Below are 16,205 nucleotides of genomic sequence, written 5' to 3' on the forward strand. Positions count from 1 at the left end.
CGTGAACGGCCTCAACACCATCCTGATCGTCCTCGGCCTGTTCCTGGCCGGTGGCGTCTACTCCTTCCACAAGCAGAAGATGCCGATGTCGGTCATCGTCCTGCTCGCCATCGGCTCCGCGATGTGTCTCGCCGCCGGAGTCCTGCGGATCCAAGGAATCTGGGAATGAGCACAGCACGCCCCACCAAGAAGGTCGTCGTCTTCGACTACGGCTTCGGCAACGTCCGCTCCGCCGAGCGCGCCCTCGCCCGCGTCGGCGCCGACGTCGAGATCACCCGCGACTACGACAAGGCCATGGACGCCGACGGACTCCTCGTCCCCGGCGTCGGAGCCTTCTCCGCCTGCATGAAGGGCCTGCGCGAGGCCCGCGGCGACTGGATCATCGGGCGCCGGCTCTCCGGCGGCCGCCCGGTCATGGGCATCTGCGTCGGCATGCAGATCCTCTTCGAGCGCGGCATCGAGCACGGCGTGGAGACCGAGGGTCTGGACGAGTGGCCCGGCACGGTCGGCCCGCTCAAGGCCCCGATCGTCCCCCACATGGGCTGGAACACCGTCGAGGCCCCGGCCGACAGCCAGGCCTTCGCCGGCCTGGACGCCGACGCCCGCTTCTACTTCGTGCACTCCTACGCGGCGCGCGAGTGGAGCCTCGAGACCACCAACCCGCTCATCCGCGCCCCCAAGGTCGCCTGGGCCACCCACGGCGAGCGTTTCGTCGCGGCGGTGGAGAACGGGGCCCTGTGGGCCACCCAGTTCCACCCCGAGAAGTCCGGCGACGCCGGCGCCCAGCTCCTCACCAACTGGATCGAGACCCTGTGATGACCGTGTCCTCAGCGAAGCTGGAACTCCTCCCCGCGGTCGACGTCCGCGACGGTCAGGCCGTCCGCCTCGTGCACGGGGTGTCCGGCAGCGAGACCTCCTACGGCTCGCCGCTGGAGGCGGCCCTCGCCTGGCAGCGCTCCGGCGCCGAGTGGCTGCACCTGGTCGACCTCGACGCCGCCTTCGGCACCGGTGACAACCGCGCCCTGGTCGCCGAGATCACCGGCGCCATGGACATCAAGGTCGAGCTCTCGGGCGGCATCCGCGACGACGCCTCGCTCGCCGCGGCCCTCGCCACCGGCTGCACCCGCGTCAACCTCGGCACCGCCGCCCTGGAGACCCCCGAGTGGGCCGCCAAGGCCATCGCCGAGCACGGCGACAAGATCGCGGTCGGTCTCGACGTGCGCGGCACCACCCTCAAGGGCCGCGGCTGGACCAGCGAGGGCGGCGACCTCTACGAGACCCTCGCGCGCCTCGACTCCGAGGGCTGCGCCCGCTACGTCGTCACCGACATCGGCAAGGACGGCACGCTCACCGGCCCCAACCTGGAGCTGCTGAAGAACGTCTGCGCCGCCACCGACCGGCCCGTCGTCGCCTCCGGCGGCATCTCCTCCCTGGACGACCTGCGGGCCCTGGCCGAGCTGGTGCCGCTGGGCGTCGAGGGCGCGATCGTCGGCAAGGCCCTGTACGCCAAGGCCTTCACCCTGGAAGAAGCCCTGAAGGTGGTCTCCGCATGAGCTCCGCAGAAGTACGCCGCATCTCCTCCGGTGGCCCCTACGAGGACGTCATCGCGTACTCCCGCGCCGTGCAGCTGCCGAACGGGCTCGTGCTCGTCTCCGGCTGCACCGCGGGCGACGCGGGCGGCCCGTACGACCAGACCGTCGCGGCCTTCGGCGTCGCCTTCAAGGCCCTCGCCCAGGCCGGGCTCGGCCCCGAGGACGTCGTCCGCACCCGCATGTACCTGACGCACGCCCGCGACGTGGACGAGGTGGGCCGCGCGCACAAGGAACTCTTCGACGCGGTCCGCCCGGCCGCGACCATGCTCATCGTCTCCGGCTTCGTCGACCCGTCGATGGTCGTCGAGGTGGAGGTCGAGGCGTACAAGGCGGTGTCCGGATGAGCCTCGCCGTACGCGTGATCCCCTGCCTGGACGTGGACAACGGCCGGGTCGTCAAGGGCGTCAACTTCCAGAACCTGCGCGACGCCGGTGACCCGGTGGAGATGGCCAAGCTGTACGACGCCGAAGGCGCCGACGAGCTGACCTTCCTCGACATCACCGCCTCCTCCGGCAACCGCGAGACCACGTACGACGTGGTGCGCAGGACCGCCGAGCAGGTCTTCATCCCGCTCACCGTGGGCGGCGGCGTCCGCACGGCGGACGACGTCGACAAGCTGCTGCGGGCCGGAGCGGACAAGGTCGGCGTCAACACCGCCGCCATCGCCCGCCCCGAGCTGATCCAGGAGATCGCGGAGCGCTTCGGCCGCCAGGTCCTCGTCCTGTCGGTCGACGCCCGCCGGACCGGGTCCGGCACCTTCGAGGTCACCACGCACGGCGGCCGCCGGGGCACCGGCATCGACGCCGTCGAGTGGGCCCACCGGGCGGCCGAGCTGGGCGCCGGGGAGATCCTGCTGAACTCGATGGACGCGGACGGCACGAAGGACGGCTACGACACCGAGATGATCGCGGCCGTACGCAAGCACGTCACGGTCCCGGTGATCGCCTCGGGCGGGGCGGGCGCGCTCGGGGACTTCGCACCGGCGATCGAGGCGGGTGCGGATGCCGTGCTGGCGGCGTCGGTGTTCCACTTCGGCGACCTGCGGATCTCCGAGGTCAAGTCCGCGCTCCGCGAAGCGGGCCACCCGGTCCGCTGAGGCCTGTGTTTCCTGGGGCTCCGTCCCAGACCCCGCGCCTCAATCGCCGGCGGGGGCTGGATTTTCCAGCCCCCGCCGCCGGCGATTGAGGCGCGGGCGTCCGGGGGCCGGCCCCCGGCAGCGGCGCCGCGCCTGTGGTCAGATGCCCAGCTTCGCCGTCGTCAACTTCGCCACGGCGTCCTTCTCACCGTCCAGGGTCACCGCGGCGGCGTCCTGACGGCCGAAGCAGAACAGGGTCAGTTCGCCCGGCTCGCCCGTCACCGTCACCACCGGCGCCCCCTTGTGCGCCACCGCCGTCTGGCCGTTCGGGCGGCGCAGGACCAGGCCCACCGGGGAGCGGCGGCCCGTCAGGCGGGCCATCCTCTCCAGGCGGGACCACAGGGAGTCGGAGAACACCGGGTCCAGTTCCCGCGGGGTCCAGTCCGGCTGCGCCCGGCGGACGTCCTCCCCGTGGACGAAGAACTCCACCGCGTTCGCCACCTCGTCGATCTGCTTCAGCGCGTACACCGACATCCTCGGTGGGCCGGTCCGGATCAGCTGGATCAGTTCCTCGTACGGCTTGGCCGCGTACTCCTCCATGGCCTTGTCCAGGCGGGCCTTCAGCACGTTCAGCAGGATCCCGCCCGCCGCGTCCGGCCGCCGCTCCCGGACGACGACGTGCGCGGCCAGTTCGCGGCAGGTCCAGCCGTCGCACAGCGTGGGGGCTTCCGGGCCGGCCGACTCCAACAGGTCCGCGAGCAACAGGCGTTCACGCTTCGCATGGGTAGACATGCAGGCCAGCCTACGGCCGGAACGGCCCGCGTGCCCGCCCATCAGGCGGACGCGGATCATCACCGCCGTCCCGGCCCGGCACAATGTCCGTATGAGTACGTCCCCCCGCCCCGGCTCCCTCGATCCCGCCATCGCCGCACGGCTCAAGCGCTCCGCCGACGGACTGGTACCGGCCATCGCCCAGCAGTACGACACCGGTGAGGTGCTCATGCTCGGCTGGATGGACGACGAGGCCCTGCACCGCACCCTGACCACCGGCCGCTGCACCTACTGGTCCCGCAGCCGCCAGGAGTACTGGGTGAAGGGGGACACCTCCGGCCACTTCCAGCACGTGAAGTCCGTCGCGCTGGACTGCGATGCCGACACCGTGCTCGTCAAGGTCGACCAGGTCGGAGCCGCCTGTCACACCGGGGCCCGGACCTGCTTCGACGACGATGTCCTCCTCCGCGCAGCCGACTAGGTAGGGTCCCACGCAATGGATCTTGAGACGTTCCGCAAGCTCGCGGCCGACCGCCGCGTCATCCCCGTGAGCCGCAAGCTGCTGGCCGACGGGGACACCCCCGTGGGGCTCTACCGCAAGCTGGCCGCCGAACGCCCCGGCACCTTCCTGCTGGAGTCGGCCGAGAACGGCCGCTCCTGGTCCCGGTACTCCTTCATCGGCGTCCGCAGCGACGCCACCCTGACCGCCCGGGACGGCCGCGCGCACTGGATCGGCACGCCGCCCGTCGGCGTACCCACCGACGGCGACCCCCTGGACGCGCTGCGCGCCACCGTCGAGGCCCTGCACACGCCCCGCGACCTCGCGGGCGGGATGCCGCCCTTCACCGGCGGCATGGTCGGCTACCTCGGCTACGACATCGTGCGCCGCCTGGAGCGGATCGGCGAGCACACGGCCGACGACCTCGAACTGCCCGAGCTGACCATGCTGCTCACCTCCGATCTGGCGGTCCTGGACCACTGGGACGGCACCGTCCAGCTCATCGCCAACGCGATCAACCACAACGACCTCGACACGGGCGTGGACGAGGCGCACGCGGACGCCGTGGCCCGCCTCGACGCCATGGAGGCCGACCTCGCGCGGCCCGCCCCGTACACGCCGGCCCCGCTGCCCGCCTCCGAACTGCCGGAGTTCTCCGCCCTCTGGGGCGGCGAGAAGTACCAGGCGGCCGTCGAGGACATCAAGGAGCGGATCCGGGCCGGCGAGGCCTTCCAGGTGGTGCCCTCGCAGCGGTTCGAGACCGCCTGCCGGGCCTCCGCGCTGGACGTCTACCGGGTGCTCCGGGCCACCAACCCGTCCCCGTACATGTACCTCTTCCGCTTCGAGAACGGCTTCGACGTCGTCGGCTCCAGCCCCGAGGCGCTGGTCAAGGTCGAGGACGGGCGGGCCATGGTCCACCCCATCGCCGGCACCCGCCACCGCGGAGCCACGCCGCAGGAGGACCACGAGCTCGCCGAGGAGCTGATGGCCGACCCCAAGGAGCGGGCCGAGCACCTGATGCTCGTCGACCTGGGCCGCAACGACCTCGGCCGGGTCTGCGAGCCGGGCTCCGTCGAGGTCGTCGACTTCATGAGCGTCGAGCGGTACTCGCACGTCATGCACATCGTGTCCACCGTCACCGGACGGGTCGCCGAGGGCCGGACCGCCTTCGACGTGCTCACCGCCTGCTTCCCGGCCGGCACCCTCTCCGGCGCGCCCAAGCCCCGCGCCATGCAGATCATCGAGGAGCTGGAACCCTCCCGCCGCGGCCTCTACGGCGGCTGCGTGGGCTACCTTGACTTCGCCGGGGACTCCGACACGGCCATCGCCATCCGCACCGCACTGCTGCGCGACGGCACGGCGTACGTGCAGGCCGGCGCCGGTGTCGTCGCCGACTCGGTGCCCGAGCTGGAGGACAAGGAGTGCCGCAACAAGGCCGCCGCGGTGCTGCGCGCGGTGGCAGCGGCGAACCGCCTCCACGGCTCCTGAGGGCGTAGGGGATAGTGGGGTGCGTGAGTGCCGTACCCCCGCCCCGAAACGATGCCGCGTCCGAGCCCGAGGCTCCCGACCACCGCAGCGCCCGCCGCAGCGTGGCCGTCGCGCTGCTGCTGGGCGCGCTCGGCGCCACCGTCGTCCTGCTCGCCTCCGGCCGCACCTGGGCCCGGGGCACCGCCGCCATCGGCGGCGACTCGCTCCAGCTGGCCGCGGACGGCCGGACCGTCACCGGTCTCCCGGCCGCCCTGTCCATCGTGGGCCTGGCCGCGCTGGTCGCCGTCTTCGCCGTGCGCGGCAAGAGCCGCCTGCTGGTGTCGGGCCTGCTGGCGCTCAGCGGCCTGGGCGCCGTGCTGTCCGCGCTCCTCGGCTCGGACGGCCGTCGGGCCCTGGACGCGCAGGCCGCCCGTACGACCGCGGACAGCGGTGCGCACGTGGCCGGGCTGACCCAGACGACGTGGCCCTACGTCACGGCCGCCGGCGCGGTCCTGATCCTGGCCGCCGGGCTGCTGGCGCTGCGCTTCGGCCGGAGCTGGCCCTCGATGGGAGGCCGCTACGAGCGTGACGGCAGCCCCCGTCAGCGCGCCGTCGCGGCCGTGGATCCGGACCGGCCGGAAGATCTGTGGAAGGCTCTGGACCGGGGCGAGGACCCGACCACGGACCCGACCGACGGCCCGGCCCGCTGACCCGACCCCCCTGGACGGCGGGGCCGCCCTGTGCGGGACAATGGTCACCGAGCGTTCGACACAGACCGCACGTTCGACACAGCAGCGCGACAGAGCAACGAGGAGCAACTCATGGCGGGCACTAGCCACGGACACACCCCGGCCGCCTGGACCGGTGTCATCATCGCCTTCATCGGTTTCTGCATCTCCGGCGCCTTCATGGTGATCGCGAACCCGCTCGGCTTCTGGGCCGGTCTCGTCGTCGTCGCGCTCGGCGGTGTCGTGGGCATGGCGATGAAGGCCGCGGGCATGGGTGCGCCGAAGGCCTCTCACAGGGACCTCGCCGAGGTCATCGCCGCCAGCAAGGTCCCTGCCAAGGTCTGACGCGGCCGACGGGGTACGCGACGAGATGCAGCGCAGCCGAAAGGCGCGGCCCCGCCGGGCTGCGCCTTTTGTCATGACCGGAGAGAATCACTGGGTGGACGCCTCCCGTACCCCCGATGTCCTGCCGCCGGCCGTGCCCCCGGCGTCCCCCGCGCCCCCGCGGTCCCGGGCGCGCCGGCTCGCCGTCCCGGCGTCCTACCTGGCCGGGGCCGTGGCCGCCTTCGCGTACGTGGGCACCGTGGACCCCAACGAGCCGGGCCACTATCCGGTCTGCCCGCTGCTGCGGCTGACCGGGATCCTGTGCCCGGGCTGCGGCGGTCTGCGCAGTGCGCACGCGTTCGCCCACGGCGATCTGGTCACGGCCTTCGGGGCAAACGCCCTCGCCGTCACGGGCTACTTCGTCTTCGCGGGGTTCATGACCCTGTGGCTGGTCCGCGCCTTCCGCGGCGGCCCGGTCCCCCGGATCGTCCTGCCGCGGCCGTACTGGTGGGCGCTCGGTGCACTGGCCCTGGTCTTCGTCGTCGTGCGAAATCTTTCTTTCGGCTCGATGCTGGCCCCCTGAGCCCCTGAGCCCCTGAGCCCCTTGAGCAGCCCATACGGAGCCCGGCTTCCGGATGTCCAGTTACTGGGACGCCGTCAACCACGTGCGGAGGGCAAGGCCTCCTGCGGATACCATTTGAATTGCTGACCTTGCAGTTGTACGTGTCTGCAAGGCGGCCGACCGTCATCGACCCGGAAGGGGGCCGCTCGCGTGAGTGTGCTCGACGAGATCATCGAAGGGGTCCGCGAAGACCTTGCCGAACGGCAGGCCCGCGTGAGCCTCGACGAGCTCAAGGAGCGTGCCGCCAAGGCGCCCCAGGCCAAGGACGGCGTCGCTGCCCTGCGCGGCGACAGCGTCAAGGTGATCTGCGAGGTCAAGCGCTCCAGCCCCTCCAAGGGCGCGCTGGCCGCGATCGCGGATCCGGCCGGGCTCGCCGCCGACTACGAGGCGGGCGGTGCGGCGGTCATCTCCGTCCTCACCGAGCAGCGTCGTTTCGGCGGCTCGCTGGCCGACCTGGAGGCCGTCCGCGCCCGCGTGGACATCCCGATCCTGCGCAAGGACTTCATCGTCACGGCGTACCAGCTCTGGGAGGCCCGCGCCTACGGCGCCGACCTCGTGCTGCTGATCGTCGCGGCCCTGGAACAGGAGGCCCTCGTCTCCCTCATCGAGCGGGCCGAGTCCATCGGTCTCACCCCGCTCGTCGAGGTCCACGACGAGGAGGAAGTGGAGCGCGCGGTCGCCGCCGGTGCCAAGATCATCGGCGTCAACGCCCGCAACCTCAAGGACCTCAAGGTCGACCGCTCCACCTTCGAGCGCGTCGTCGGAGAGATCCCGGCCCACATCGTCAAGGTCGCCGAATCCGGCATCCGCGGGCCGCACGACCTGATCGCCTACGCCAACGAGGGCGCCGACGCCGTCCTCGTCGGGGAGTCCCTGGTGACCGGCCGCGACCCGAAGGCGGCCGTGGCCGACCTCGTCGCCGCCGGCGCCCACCCCGCCCTGCGCCACGGGCGGAGCTGACCCGTCCCCATGGCCCACGACCTCCCCTCCGTCCGCACGCAGACCGCGCCGCCGGCAGCCCGCCGCGGCCCGGTCGGCGTGCCGACGGCGCACGCACCCCTGGCGCGCGGCTGCCGCCCCCGCGGCTGCCGTGCCCCGGCCCGGCGCGTGCACGGTCGGCGGGTCCGGTACGTGATCGGCTCCGAGCCCGGTCAGGTCAACGGCATGCGATGGCGCCGCGGAGGCGCGCTGTAACGAGGGCCGCCGCGGCCCGGTACGCGAGACGTACCGCGCCGCGAGCCGCTCCCGTCCGGCCTGCCGCCCGAGCCGGCCGGCTCGGGGCGCGGGCCGCTCCGCACCGTACGCGCGACATCCCCCAGCGGGGTGTGCGCCGTACTTGCGGGCGGCGCAATACGGTGAATCCACCCGCCGCACATCGCACCCGTAGGAGCACTGGACATGTCCAGCGAGTTCTTCATTCCGGACCCGGAGGGTCACGTTCCCAACGCCGAGGGTTACTTCGGCGACTTCGGCGGCAAGTTCATCCCGGAGGCGCTCGTCGCCGCCGTGGACGAGGTCGCCGTCGAGTACGAGAAGGCCAAGGGCGACCCGGCCTTCGCGGCCGAGCTCAACGACCTCATGGTCAACTACACCGGCCGCCCCAGCGCCCTCACCGAGGTGCCGCGCTTCGCCGAGCACGCCGGCGGCGCGCGGATCTTCCTCAAGCGCGAGGACCTGAACCACACCGGCTCGCACAAGATCAACAACGTGCTGGGCCAGGCGCTGCTCACCAAGCGCATGGGCAAGACCCGGGTCATCGCCGAGACCGGCGCCGGCCAGCACGGGGTGGCCACCGCCACCGCCTGCGCGCTCTTCGGCCTCGAGTGCGTCATCTACATGGGCGAGATCGACACCGAGCGCCAGGCGCTGAACGTCGCCCGCATGCGGATGCTGGGCGCCGAGGTCATCGCCGTGAAGTCCGGCTCCCGGACACTCAAGGACGCGATCAACGAGGCGTTCCGCGACTGGGTCGCCAATGTGGACCGGACCCACTACCTCTTCGGTACGGTCGCCGGCCCCCACCCCTTCCCGGCCATGGTCCGCGACTTCCACCGCGTCATCGGGGTCGAGGCCCGCCGCCAGATCCTGGAGCGCGCCGGCCGGCTGCCCGACGCCGTCGCGGCCTGCGTCGGCGGCGGTTCGAACGCCATCGGCCTCTTCCACGCCTTCATCCCGGACGCCGGCGTCCGCCTGGTCGGCTTCGAGCCCGCCGGGCACGGCGTCGAGACCGGCGAGCACGCGGCCACGCTGACCGCCGGCGAGCCCGGGATCCTGCACGGCTCCCGCTCGTACGTCCTCCAGGACGAGGAGGGCCAGATCACCGAGCCGTACTCCATCTCGGCCGGTCTGGACTACCCGGGCATCGGCCCGGAGCACTCCTACCTCAAGGACTCCGGCCGCGGCGAGTACCGCGCGGTCACCGACGACGCCGCGATGCAGGCCCTGCGCCTGCTGTCGCGCACCGAGGGGATCATCCCGGCGATCGAGTCGGCGCACGCCCTCGCGGGCGCCCTGGACCTCGGCAAGGAGCTCGGCAAGGACGGCCTGCTGGTCGTCAACCTGTCCGGCCGCGGCGACAAGGACATGGACACGGCGGCCCGCTACTTCGGGCTGTACGACGGCGAGACCGAAGGGGAGTCGAAGTGAGCACGGCCAGCGAGAAGACCGGGCGCGTCCAGCTGCTGAGCGACACCCTCGCCAAGGCGAAGTCCGAGGACCGCGCGGCCCTCGTGGCCTACCTCCCGGCGGGCTTCCCGACCGTCGACGGCGCCATCGAAGCGGTCAAGGCCGTCATCGAGGGCGGCGCGGACGTGGTCGAGATCGGCCTCCCGCACAGCGACCCGGTGCTGGACGGCGCGATCATCCAGACCGCCGACGACATCGCCCTGCGCGGCGGAGTCAAGATCGCCGACGTGATCCGTACCGTCCGCGAGGCGCACGAGGCCACCGGGGCCCCGGTCCTGGTGATGACCTACTGGAACCCCATCGACCGCTACGGCGTCGAGCGGTTCACGGCCGAGCTGGCGGCGGCGGGCGGCGCCGGCTGCATCCTGCCCGACCTGCCGGTGCAGGAGTCCGCGCTGTGGCGCGAGCACGCCGAGAAGCACGGTCTGGCGACCGTCTTCGTCGTCGCCCCCAGCAGCAAGGACGCGCGGCTGGCCACCATCACCGCGGCCGGTTCCGGCTTCGTCTACGCCGCGTCCCTCATGGGGGTCACCGGCACCCGCGAATCGGTCGGCAACCAGGCCCAGGACCTGGTCCGGCGCACGCGTGCCACGACCGACCTGCCGGTCTGCGTCGGCCTCGGCGTCTCCAACGCCGTCCAGGCCAAGGAGGTCGCCGGCTTCGCCGACGGGGTGATCGTCGGCTCGGCCTTCGTGAAGCTGCTGCTGGACGCGCCGGACCTGCCCGCCGGGCTGGACGCCGTACGGGCGCTCGCGGGCGACCTCGCGGAAGGCGTCCGCAGGAGCTGACGGGCCCGAGGGTGCCCCGTTCGATCGAAAGCGCGGAACTCTGACCGGGTTCTGTAGCCCGATCGGGTGGAAAGGGGAGCAGGGAGGCACGCGAGTGCCTCCCTGCTTCGTTTGGCCGAACGTGAGCGAGAAGAACGACGGTGCGAACCGCGATGCGACGAAACGATCGGCCCGGGAGCGACTCCAGGAGGAGCGCCAGCGGCAGAAGACCCAGGACAAGCGCCGGCGGACCCTCATCGTGGCGTCGGCGGTGGTCGGCGTCCTCGGTCTGGCGACCGTCGTCGGCGTGATCGCGGCCAACACCGGCAAGAGCGGCGGCTCCAAGGCGGGCCCCGTGGTCGCCCCCTCCGGGGCCACCGGAAAGGACGCCCTCGCCATCCGGACGGGCAAGGGCGAGGCGAAGTCCACCCTCACCGTGTGGGAGGACTTCCGCTGCCCCGCCTGCAAGTCCTTCGAGGACAACTACCGGGACACGATCCACGAGCTGGAGGCCAAGGGCCTGCTCAAGGTCGACTACCACCTGGTCACGCTCATCGACGGGAACATGGGCGGCAGCGGTTCGCTGAAGGGTGCGAACGCGGCGGCCTGTGCCCAGGACGCCGGAAAGTTCACCGAGTACCACGACGTCCTCTTCCAGAACCAGCCGCAGGAGGTCGACGACGCCTACGGCAAGAACGAGAAGCTGCTGGAACTGGCGGGCAAGGTGAACGGGCTGGACACCCCCGCGTTCCGCAAGTGCGTCGAGGACGGCACCCACAACAGCTGGGTGGGCAAATCGCACGAGGCCTTCATCGCCGGGAAGCACCGGGGCACGCCGACCGTGCTCCTGGACGGCAAGAACATCTTCGCCGACGAGGCCAACCCGGTGACCCCGCAGAAGCTGAAGGAACAGGTGGAGGGGGCTGCCAAGGGCTCCGGCGGGACCGTGGCCGACAAGGGCGCCGACAAGGCGGCGGGGAAGGCCTCGCCGTCGGCGGGATCCGGGACGAAGGCCGGAGCGAAGGCCTCGCCGTCCGCTTCGAAGACGGCGTCGAACGGCTCCGCGAACCGCTCTGCGACCGGCTCCCCGGGGGACTGAGGACGGTCCGGGGGAGGTCTGCACGAGGGCCGGCCGCCGGCCGGTCCATGTCTGGATTTGGTTTCGTCTTGCCGGGCGGTTGCCGTACGCACCGCCCGGCAGGGTAGCGTCATGTCTGCCATGGACCTTGCTTACATCCCCAGTCCGTCGACCGGCGTGATCCATCTCGGACCGATCCCGCTCCGCGGCTACGCGTTCTGCATCATCATCGGCGTCTTCGTCGCCGTCTGGCTCGGCAACCGTCGCTGGATCGCGCGCGGCGGCAAGCCGGGCACGGTCGCGGACATCGCCGTGTGGGCGGTGCCCTTCGGCCTGGTCGGTGGTCGCCTCTACCACGTGATCACCGACTACCAGCTGTACTTCGGCGAGGGCCGCAACTGGGTCGACGCCTTCAAGATCTGGGAGGGCGGCCTCGGCATCTGGGGTGCGATCGCGCTGGGCGCGGTGGGTGCCTGGATCGGCTGCCGGCTGCGCGGGATCCCGCTGCCGGCCTGGGCCGACGCCCTGGCTCCCGGCATCGCGCTGGCCCAGGCCTGCGGCCGCTGGGGCAACTGGTTCAACCAGGAGCTGTACGGCCGGGCCACCGACCTGCCGTGGGCGGTGGAGATCACCGCGGGCCCGAACCGCGACGCGGGCACCTACCACCCGACCTTCCTGTACGAGTCGCTGTGGTGCATCGGCGTCGCGCTGCTGGTCATCTGGGCCGACCGCCGCTTCACGCTCGGGCACGGACGGGCCTTCGCCCTGTACGTCGCCGCGTACTGCGTGGGCCGCGGCTGGATCGAGTACATGCGGGTCGACGAGGCGCACCACATCCTGGGCGTGCGGCTGAACGTCTGGACCTCGATCGTGGTCTTCGTCCTGGCCGTGGTCTACCTGGTGCTGTCGGCGAAGCTGCGGCCGGGCCGCGAGGAGGTCGTCGAACCCGCCACCCCCGGCGGTGAGGCGGGCGACGCCGAGGCCAAGGACCCCGACGGCAAGAGCACCGGGTCCAAGGACGCCGAGGCGAAGGATGCCAAGGCGAAGGACGCGGAGCCCAAGGACGCCAAGGCCGATCTGCGCAAGGCCGAGCCGGCCGAGCCGGCCGAGCCGGCCGAGGCCCCGGGGGCCGAGACGCGCTGACCGGAGGAGTCACGCAAGAGGGGTGCCGCGTACCGCGCGGCACCCCTCTTCGTCTGCCGGTGCCGACTGACATGATCATCCCCGATGACCGTCGTCACGAGGGGGAGACCATGACCGAACAGCTACCGAAGACCGCCCGCCGGGCCCTGCTGACCGGAGCCGTGGCCGGACTGGCCGGAGCCGCGGTGATGTCCGGCGGCGCGCCGGCCACCGCGGCGGGCACGGCCACGGGCCCGAGCACGCCGGACTGGTTCGACGTGAAGGGCCACGGCGCGGTCGGCGACGGAGCCACCGACGACACCGCCGCCGTCCAGCGCGCACTCGACGCGGCAGCCGCCGCCGGTGGCGGCACCGTGTACTTCCCTGTCGGGAAGTACCTGGTCAAGCCCGCTGCCGGCGCCCCGGCCCTGGCCGTCAAGGCCGACGGCATCCGCCTCGTCGGCGCCGGGGCCAAGGCCGCCACCCTGGTCAAGGGCGGCGACGGCATCCTGCTGCGGATGTCCGGGACGGGAGCGGCCTACTCCACCGGCGCCACGCACCGCCGCCACTGCGCCGTGGAGAACCTCGGCTTCAACGGCAACCGCAAGACCGGCCTGCTGGTGGAGCTGTACTACAACAACAACTCCGCCTTCCGTGACGTCTTCATGTCGTCGAACAACGACATGTGCATCGACGCCGTGGAGTTCTGGGACTCGCGCTTCACCAACCTGGTCGTCGAGGACTGCACCGGCACCACCGGCAGCACCACCCAGCCCAACATCTGGCTGCGCAACGCCTCCTCCGCCACCGAGGGCGCCTGGGGCCACAGCAAGGACAACATCAACCAGATCCACTTCATCGGCTGCCGCCTGGAGGCGTTCGGCACCGGCGCGCTGTGGATCGGGCAGGGCGCGGTCACCACCAACAACCCCAACGGCATCTACCTCACGGACTGCAAGTTCGAGACCTCCCGGATGCAGGGCGGCCCGCACCTGAAGACCGACGCGGGCTGCAAGCACGTCTACGCGAACCACATCTACTGCTACGCGGGCGACTTCGCGGCCGGCACCCCGGCCACGGCGCGGAACATCATCAGCTGGGCGGCGAGCTCCAGCGCGCTGGAGAACGTGGTCATCGCCAACCGGGACCGGGCCACCGTCAACGCGGGCGTGGCCCTGTACTCGGGACCCGGCTCCACCGCCGTGCTGCGCAACGTCGTCGGGCTGTACGGCACCGCGCCCACCGGCACCCACATCTACTACGAGCAGTCCTCCACCGGGGACTTCCGGGTGGAGAACAGCTACGGCACCCTCGGAGCCCAGGCCACCGGCACGATCCCGGTCAAGAACGCGCCGAACCCGCCGCTGCGGCTGGTGCCCGGCCCGGTCACCGACGCCTCCTTCACCCGCCCGCCGCTCGACGGCACCATGGCCGTGGACTCCGCCAACAAGCGGCTCTACGTCCGGGTCGGCGGTCAGTGGCTCTGGTCGGCACTCAACGCGTAGCCATCCGGCGGGACAGGGCCAGGGTGCGGTGGGCCGCGGCCACGACGGCCGGGTCCACGAACCGGCCGTCGGGCAGGGCCAGCGCGCCCGGCGTGGCCCGGGCGGCGCTGAGGATCTCCTCGGCGGCCGTCACCTCCTCCGGTGCCGGAAGGTAGGCCCCCTCGATCACCGGCAGCTGGCGCGGATGGATCGCCGCCCGGCCGAGGAAGCCGAGGGACCGGCCGCGGACGCACGAGACGGCCAGCGCCTCCAGGTCCCGGATGTCCGGGAAGACCGACTGGGCCGGGGGCGCCAGCCCCGCCGCACGGGCCGCCACCACCACCCGCGACCGGCACCAGTCCAGCCCCGTCTCCGCGCTGACGGCCAGATCGGCCCGCAGGTCCGCCTCGCCGAGGGACAGCCCGCGCAGGGCGGGGTGCGCGCGGGCGATCTCGTAGGCGCGCTCCACGCCCAGCGCCGACTCCAGCAGGGCGTGGAGGCCGACCCCGCCGGTCCGGTCGGCGATGGCGCCGATCTGTTCCGGGGCGCTGATCTTGGGCAGCCGCAGCCCGGCGAGCCCGCGCAGCCCGCCGAGCGCGTTGAGGTCGGCGCCGCCCCAGGGGGAGTCCAGGGCATTGACGCGGACGTGCACGGGGACCGGGGGCCGCTCGCCGAGCAGTTCGGCGGTGGCGGCGCGGGCGTACTCCTTGCGGGAGGCCGGTACTGCGTCCTCCAGGTCGACGATCACGGCGTCCGCCCCGCAGCCGAGTGCCTTGGCGACCACCGCGGGGCGGTCGCCGGGTGCGTACAGCCAGGTCAGGATCACAGAGCCCCCTCGGTCCGCAGCGCGGTGATCTCGGCCCGGGTCAGCCCGAGCTCGGTCAGGACCTCGTCGGTGTCCGCGCCGTGCGGGCGGCCGGCCCAGCGGATCCCGCCGGGGGTCTCGGACAGCCGGAAGAGGATGTTCTGCATCCGCAGCGGGCCCAGCTCCGGGTCCTCGATCTCGGTGACCGTGTCGAGGGCCGCGAACTGGGGGTCGGCCATCACGTCCCGGATGTCGTACACGAGGGCGACGGCCGCCTCGGCGTCCTCGAAGGCCGCGACGACCTCCTCGGCCTTGTGCCGGGCGATCCAGCCGCCGACCGCCTCGTCCAGGACGTCCGTGTGGCGGGCCCGGCCGGCCCCGGTCGCGAACCAGGGCTCCGCGATCAGCTCCGGGCGGCCGACCAGCCGTACGACCCGCTCGGCGATGGACTGCGCGGAGGTGGACACGGCCAGCCAGCGGCCGTCGGCGCTGCGGTAGGTGTTGCGGGGGGCGTTGTTCGCGGAGCGGTTGCCGCTGCGGGGCTGGACGTAGCCGAGCTGGTCGTACCAGAGCGGGTGTGGGCCGAGCACCGTGAGGATCGGCTCGATGATGGCCAGGTCCACGACCTGGCCGTGCCCGGTGCGGTCGCGTCCGGCCAGGGCCGTCATCACGGCGTACGCGGTGGTCAGCGCGGCGATCGAGTCGGCGAGCCCGAACGGCGGCAGGGTCGGCGGCCCCTCCGGTTCCCCGGTGATCGCGGCGAAACCGCTCATCGCCTCGGCCAGGGTGCCGAAGCCCGGGCGGTGGGCGTACGGGCCCTGCTGGCCGAAGGCCGTCACGCGGGCCAGGACGAGGCGCGGGTTGGCGGTGGACAGCTCGGGCCAGCCGAGGCCCCACTTCTCCAGGGTGCCGGGGCGGAAGTTCTCGATGACCACGTCGGCGGTGGCGGCCAGGCGCAGCAGGGTGTCCCGCCCGCCCGGGGCGGACAGATCGAGGGTCATCGTCCGCTTGTTCCGGCCGAGCAGCTTCCACCACAGGCCGATCCCGTCCTTGGCGGGGCCGTGGCCGCGGGAGGGGTCGGGGATGCCGGGGTGCTCGACCTTGACGACCTCGGCGCCGAAGTCGCCGAGCAGGGTGGCGGCGAGCGGCCCGGCGAACAGGGTGGCCAGATCAACCACGCGCAGCC

Annotated in this window: 20 protein-coding genes; 17 read left to right on the forward strand and 3 right to left on the reverse strand. The window is 72.4% G+C overall.

The window, feature by feature from the left end; all coding sequences use genetic code 11:
• Window position 1: 1 nt before the first annotated feature.
• The 5 genes from PV721_RS06100 to hisF are packed head-to-tail and all read left to right on the forward strand — an operon-like array spanning window position 2 to window position 2,688.
• Window positions 2-169, forward strand: coding sequence for a hypothetical protein (locus PV721_RS06100; RefSeq protein ID WP_030707277.1), 168 nt, complete (start codon window positions 2-4; stop codon window positions 167-169).
• Window positions 166-816 (forward strand): imidazole glycerol phosphate synthase subunit HisH, encoded by a 651-nt coding sequence (hisH, locus tag PV721_RS06105; RefSeq protein ID WP_319721781.1) that lies wholly within the window; start codon window positions 166-168, stop codon window positions 814-816. The genes PV721_RS06100 and hisH overlap by 4 nt, the downstream gene beginning before the upstream one ends.
• Window positions 816-1,553: a bifunctional 1-(5-phosphoribosyl)-5-((5-phosphoribosylamino)methylideneamino)imidazole-4-carboxamide isomerase/phosphoribosylanthranilate isomerase PriA gene (gene priA / locus PV721_RS06110; protein ID WP_319721782.1), complete on the forward strand. Its 738-nt coding sequence runs from the start codon at window positions 816-818 to the stop codon at window positions 1,551-1,553. The genes hisH and priA overlap by 1 nt, the downstream gene beginning before the upstream one ends.
• On the forward strand, window positions 1,550-1,936 hold the full coding sequence (locus tag PV721_RS06115) for a RidA family protein (protein ID WP_319721783.1): 387 nt from the start codon (window positions 1,550-1,552) through the stop codon (window positions 1,934-1,936). The genes priA and PV721_RS06115 overlap by 4 nt, the downstream gene beginning before the upstream one ends.
• Entirely contained in the window at window positions 1,933-2,688 is a 756-nt protein-coding gene (gene hisF / locus PV721_RS06120; protein WP_319721784.1) for an imidazole glycerol phosphate synthase subunit HisF, read from the forward strand. The genes PV721_RS06115 and hisF overlap by 4 nt, the downstream gene beginning before the upstream one ends.
• Before the next feature lie 138 nt (window positions 2,689-2,826).
• On the opposite strand, the gene PV721_RS06125 is transcribed toward hisF, so the two are convergent.
• Window positions 2,827-3,459, reverse strand: coding sequence for a TIGR03085 family metal-binding protein (locus PV721_RS06125; RefSeq protein WP_319721785.1), 633 nt, complete (start codon window positions 3,457-3,459; stop codon window positions 2,827-2,829).
• Window positions 3,460-3,550: 91 nt separating this feature from the next.
• Here PV721_RS06125 and hisI point away from each other — a divergent pair, with 91 nt between their 5' ends.
• The 12 genes from hisI (at window position 3,551) to PV721_RS06185 (ending at window position 14,235) form a co-directional block, all read left to right on the forward strand.
• Window positions 3,551-3,919, forward strand: coding sequence for a phosphoribosyl-AMP cyclohydrolase (gene hisI, locus PV721_RS06130; RefSeq protein ID WP_319721786.1), 369 nt, complete (start codon window positions 3,551-3,553; stop codon window positions 3,917-3,919).
• A 15-nt stretch (window positions 3,920-3,934) separates the two neighbouring features.
• Window positions 3,935-5,425, forward strand: coding sequence for an anthranilate synthase component I (locus PV721_RS06135; RefSeq protein WP_319721787.1), 1,491 nt, complete (start codon window positions 3,935-3,937; stop codon window positions 5,423-5,425).
• 14 nt (window positions 5,426-5,439) lie between these two features.
• The gene (locus PV721_RS06140; protein WP_319721788.1) at window positions 5,440-6,114 is read left to right on the forward strand and encodes a TIGR02234 family membrane protein; all 675 of its coding nucleotides are present in this window, start codon (window positions 5,440-5,442) and stop codon (window positions 6,112-6,114) included.
• Window positions 6,115-6,225: 111 nt separating this feature from the next.
• Window positions 6,226-6,477 (forward strand): HGxxPAAW family protein, encoded by a 252-nt coding sequence (locus tag PV721_RS06145; RefSeq protein ID WP_319721789.1) that lies wholly within the window; start codon window positions 6,226-6,228, stop codon window positions 6,475-6,477.
• A gap of 73 nt (window positions 6,478-6,550) precedes the next feature.
• Window positions 6,551-7,039, forward strand: coding sequence for a DUF2752 domain-containing protein (locus PV721_RS06150; RefSeq protein WP_319721790.1), 489 nt, complete (start codon window positions 6,551-6,553; stop codon window positions 7,037-7,039).
• Window positions 7,040-7,228: 189 nt separating this feature from the next.
• On the forward strand, window positions 7,229-8,038 hold the full coding sequence (gene trpC / locus PV721_RS06155) for an indole-3-glycerol phosphate synthase TrpC (protein ID WP_030707250.1): 810 nt from the start codon (window positions 7,229-7,231) through the stop codon (window positions 8,036-8,038).
• 9 nt (window positions 8,039-8,047) lie between these two features.
• Window positions 8,048-8,272: a tryptophan biosynthesis modulator TrpM gene (trpM, locus tag PV721_RS06160; protein WP_319721791.1), complete on the forward strand. Its 225-nt coding sequence runs from the start codon at window positions 8,048-8,050 to the stop codon at window positions 8,270-8,272.
• Between the two features lie 204 nt (window positions 8,273-8,476).
• Entirely contained in the window at window positions 8,477-9,724 is a 1,248-nt protein-coding gene (gene trpB, locus PV721_RS06165) for a tryptophan synthase subunit beta (protein ID WP_319721792.1), read from the forward strand.
• Window positions 9,721-10,551: a tryptophan synthase subunit alpha gene (gene trpA, locus PV721_RS06170; protein ID WP_319721793.1), complete on the forward strand. Its 831-nt coding sequence runs from the start codon at window positions 9,721-9,723 to the stop codon at window positions 10,549-10,551. The genes trpB and trpA overlap by 4 nt, the downstream gene beginning before the upstream one ends.
• Before the next feature lie 121 nt (window positions 10,552-10,672).
• Window positions 10,673-11,629 carry a DsbA family protein gene (locus PV721_RS06175; protein WP_319721794.1) on the forward strand — a complete coding sequence of 319 codons (957 nt, stop codon included), beginning with the start codon at window positions 10,673-10,675 and terminating at the stop codon, window positions 11,627-11,629.
• 120 nt (window positions 11,630-11,749) lie between these two features.
• Window positions 11,750-12,751 carry a prolipoprotein diacylglyceryl transferase gene (gene lgt / locus PV721_RS06180; protein WP_319721806.1) on the forward strand — a complete coding sequence of 334 codons (1,002 nt, stop codon included), beginning with the start codon at window positions 11,750-11,752 and terminating at the stop codon, window positions 12,749-12,751.
• 110 nt (window positions 12,752-12,861) lie between these two features.
• Window positions 12,862-14,235: a glycosyl hydrolase family 28-related protein gene (locus PV721_RS06185; protein ID WP_319721795.1), complete on the forward strand. Its 1,374-nt coding sequence runs from the start codon at window positions 12,862-12,864 to the stop codon at window positions 14,233-14,235.
• On the opposite strand, the gene PV721_RS06190 is transcribed toward PV721_RS06185, so the two are convergent.
• Both PV721_RS06190 and PV721_RS06195 read right to left on the reverse strand, forming a co-directional pair.
• Window positions 14,225-15,040 (reverse strand): CoA ester lyase, encoded by an 816-nt coding sequence (locus tag PV721_RS06190; protein ID WP_319721796.1) that lies wholly within the window; start codon window positions 15,038-15,040, stop codon window positions 14,225-14,227. The genes PV721_RS06185 and PV721_RS06190 overlap by 11 nt on opposite strands.
• Window positions 15,037-16,203 carry a CoA transferase gene (locus PV721_RS06195; RefSeq protein WP_319721797.1) on the reverse strand — a complete coding sequence of 389 codons (1,167 nt, stop codon included), beginning with the start codon at window positions 16,201-16,203 and terminating at the stop codon, window positions 15,037-15,039. The genes PV721_RS06190 and PV721_RS06195 overlap by 4 nt, the downstream gene beginning before the upstream one ends.
• Window positions 16,204-16,205: the final 2 nt, after the last annotated feature.

The sequence above is a fragment of the Streptomyces sp. MB09-01 genome, from assembly GCF_033794505.1.
GTDB lineage: Bacteria > Actinomycetota > Actinomycetes > Streptomycetales > Streptomycetaceae > Streptomyces.

Bases quoted from the DNA above. Each gene is read 5' to 3' on its own strand.
- hisH (WP_319721781.1), top strand. From the start codon at position 166: ATGAGCACAGCACGCCCCACCAAGAAGGTCGTCGTCTTCGACTACGGC.
- priA (WP_319721782.1), top strand. From the start codon at position 816: ATGACCGTGTCCTCAGCGAAGCTGGAACTCCTCCCCGCGGTCGACGTC.
- PV721_RS06115 (WP_319721783.1), top strand. From the start codon at position 1,550: ATGAGCTCCGCAGAAGTACGCCGCATCTCCTCCGGTGGCCCCTACGAG.
- hisF (WP_319721784.1), top strand. From the start codon at position 1,933: ATGAGCCTCGCCGTACGCGTGATCCCCTGCCTGGACGTGGACAACGGC.
- PV721_RS06125 (WP_319721785.1), bottom strand. From the start codon at position 3,459: ATGTCTACCCATGCGAAGCGTGAACGCCTGTTGCTCGCGGACCTGTTG.
- hisI (WP_319721786.1), top strand. From the start codon at position 3,551: ATGAGTACGTCCCCCCGCCCCGGCTCCCTCGATCCCGCCATCGCCGCA.
- PV721_RS06135 (WP_319721787.1), top strand. From the start codon at position 3,935: ATGGATCTTGAGACGTTCCGCAAGCTCGCGGCCGACCGCCGCGTCATC.
- PV721_RS06145 (WP_319721789.1), top strand. From the start codon at position 6,226: ATGGCGGGCACTAGCCACGGACACACCCCGGCCGCCTGGACCGGTGTC.
- PV721_RS06150 (WP_319721790.1), top strand. From the start codon at position 6,551: ATGACCGGAGAGAATCACTGGGTGGACGCCTCCCGTACCCCCGATGTC.
- trpM (WP_319721791.1), top strand. From the start codon at position 8,048: ATGGCCCACGACCTCCCCTCCGTCCGCACGCAGACCGCGCCGCCGGCA.
- trpB (WP_319721792.1), top strand. From the start codon at position 8,477: ATGTCCAGCGAGTTCTTCATTCCGGACCCGGAGGGTCACGTTCCCAAC.
- lgt (WP_319721806.1), top strand. From the start codon at position 11,750: ATGGACCTTGCTTACATCCCCAGTCCGTCGACCGGCGTGATCCATCTC.
- PV721_RS06185 (WP_319721795.1), top strand. From the start codon at position 12,862: ATGACCGAACAGCTACCGAAGACCGCCCGCCGGGCCCTGCTGACCGGA.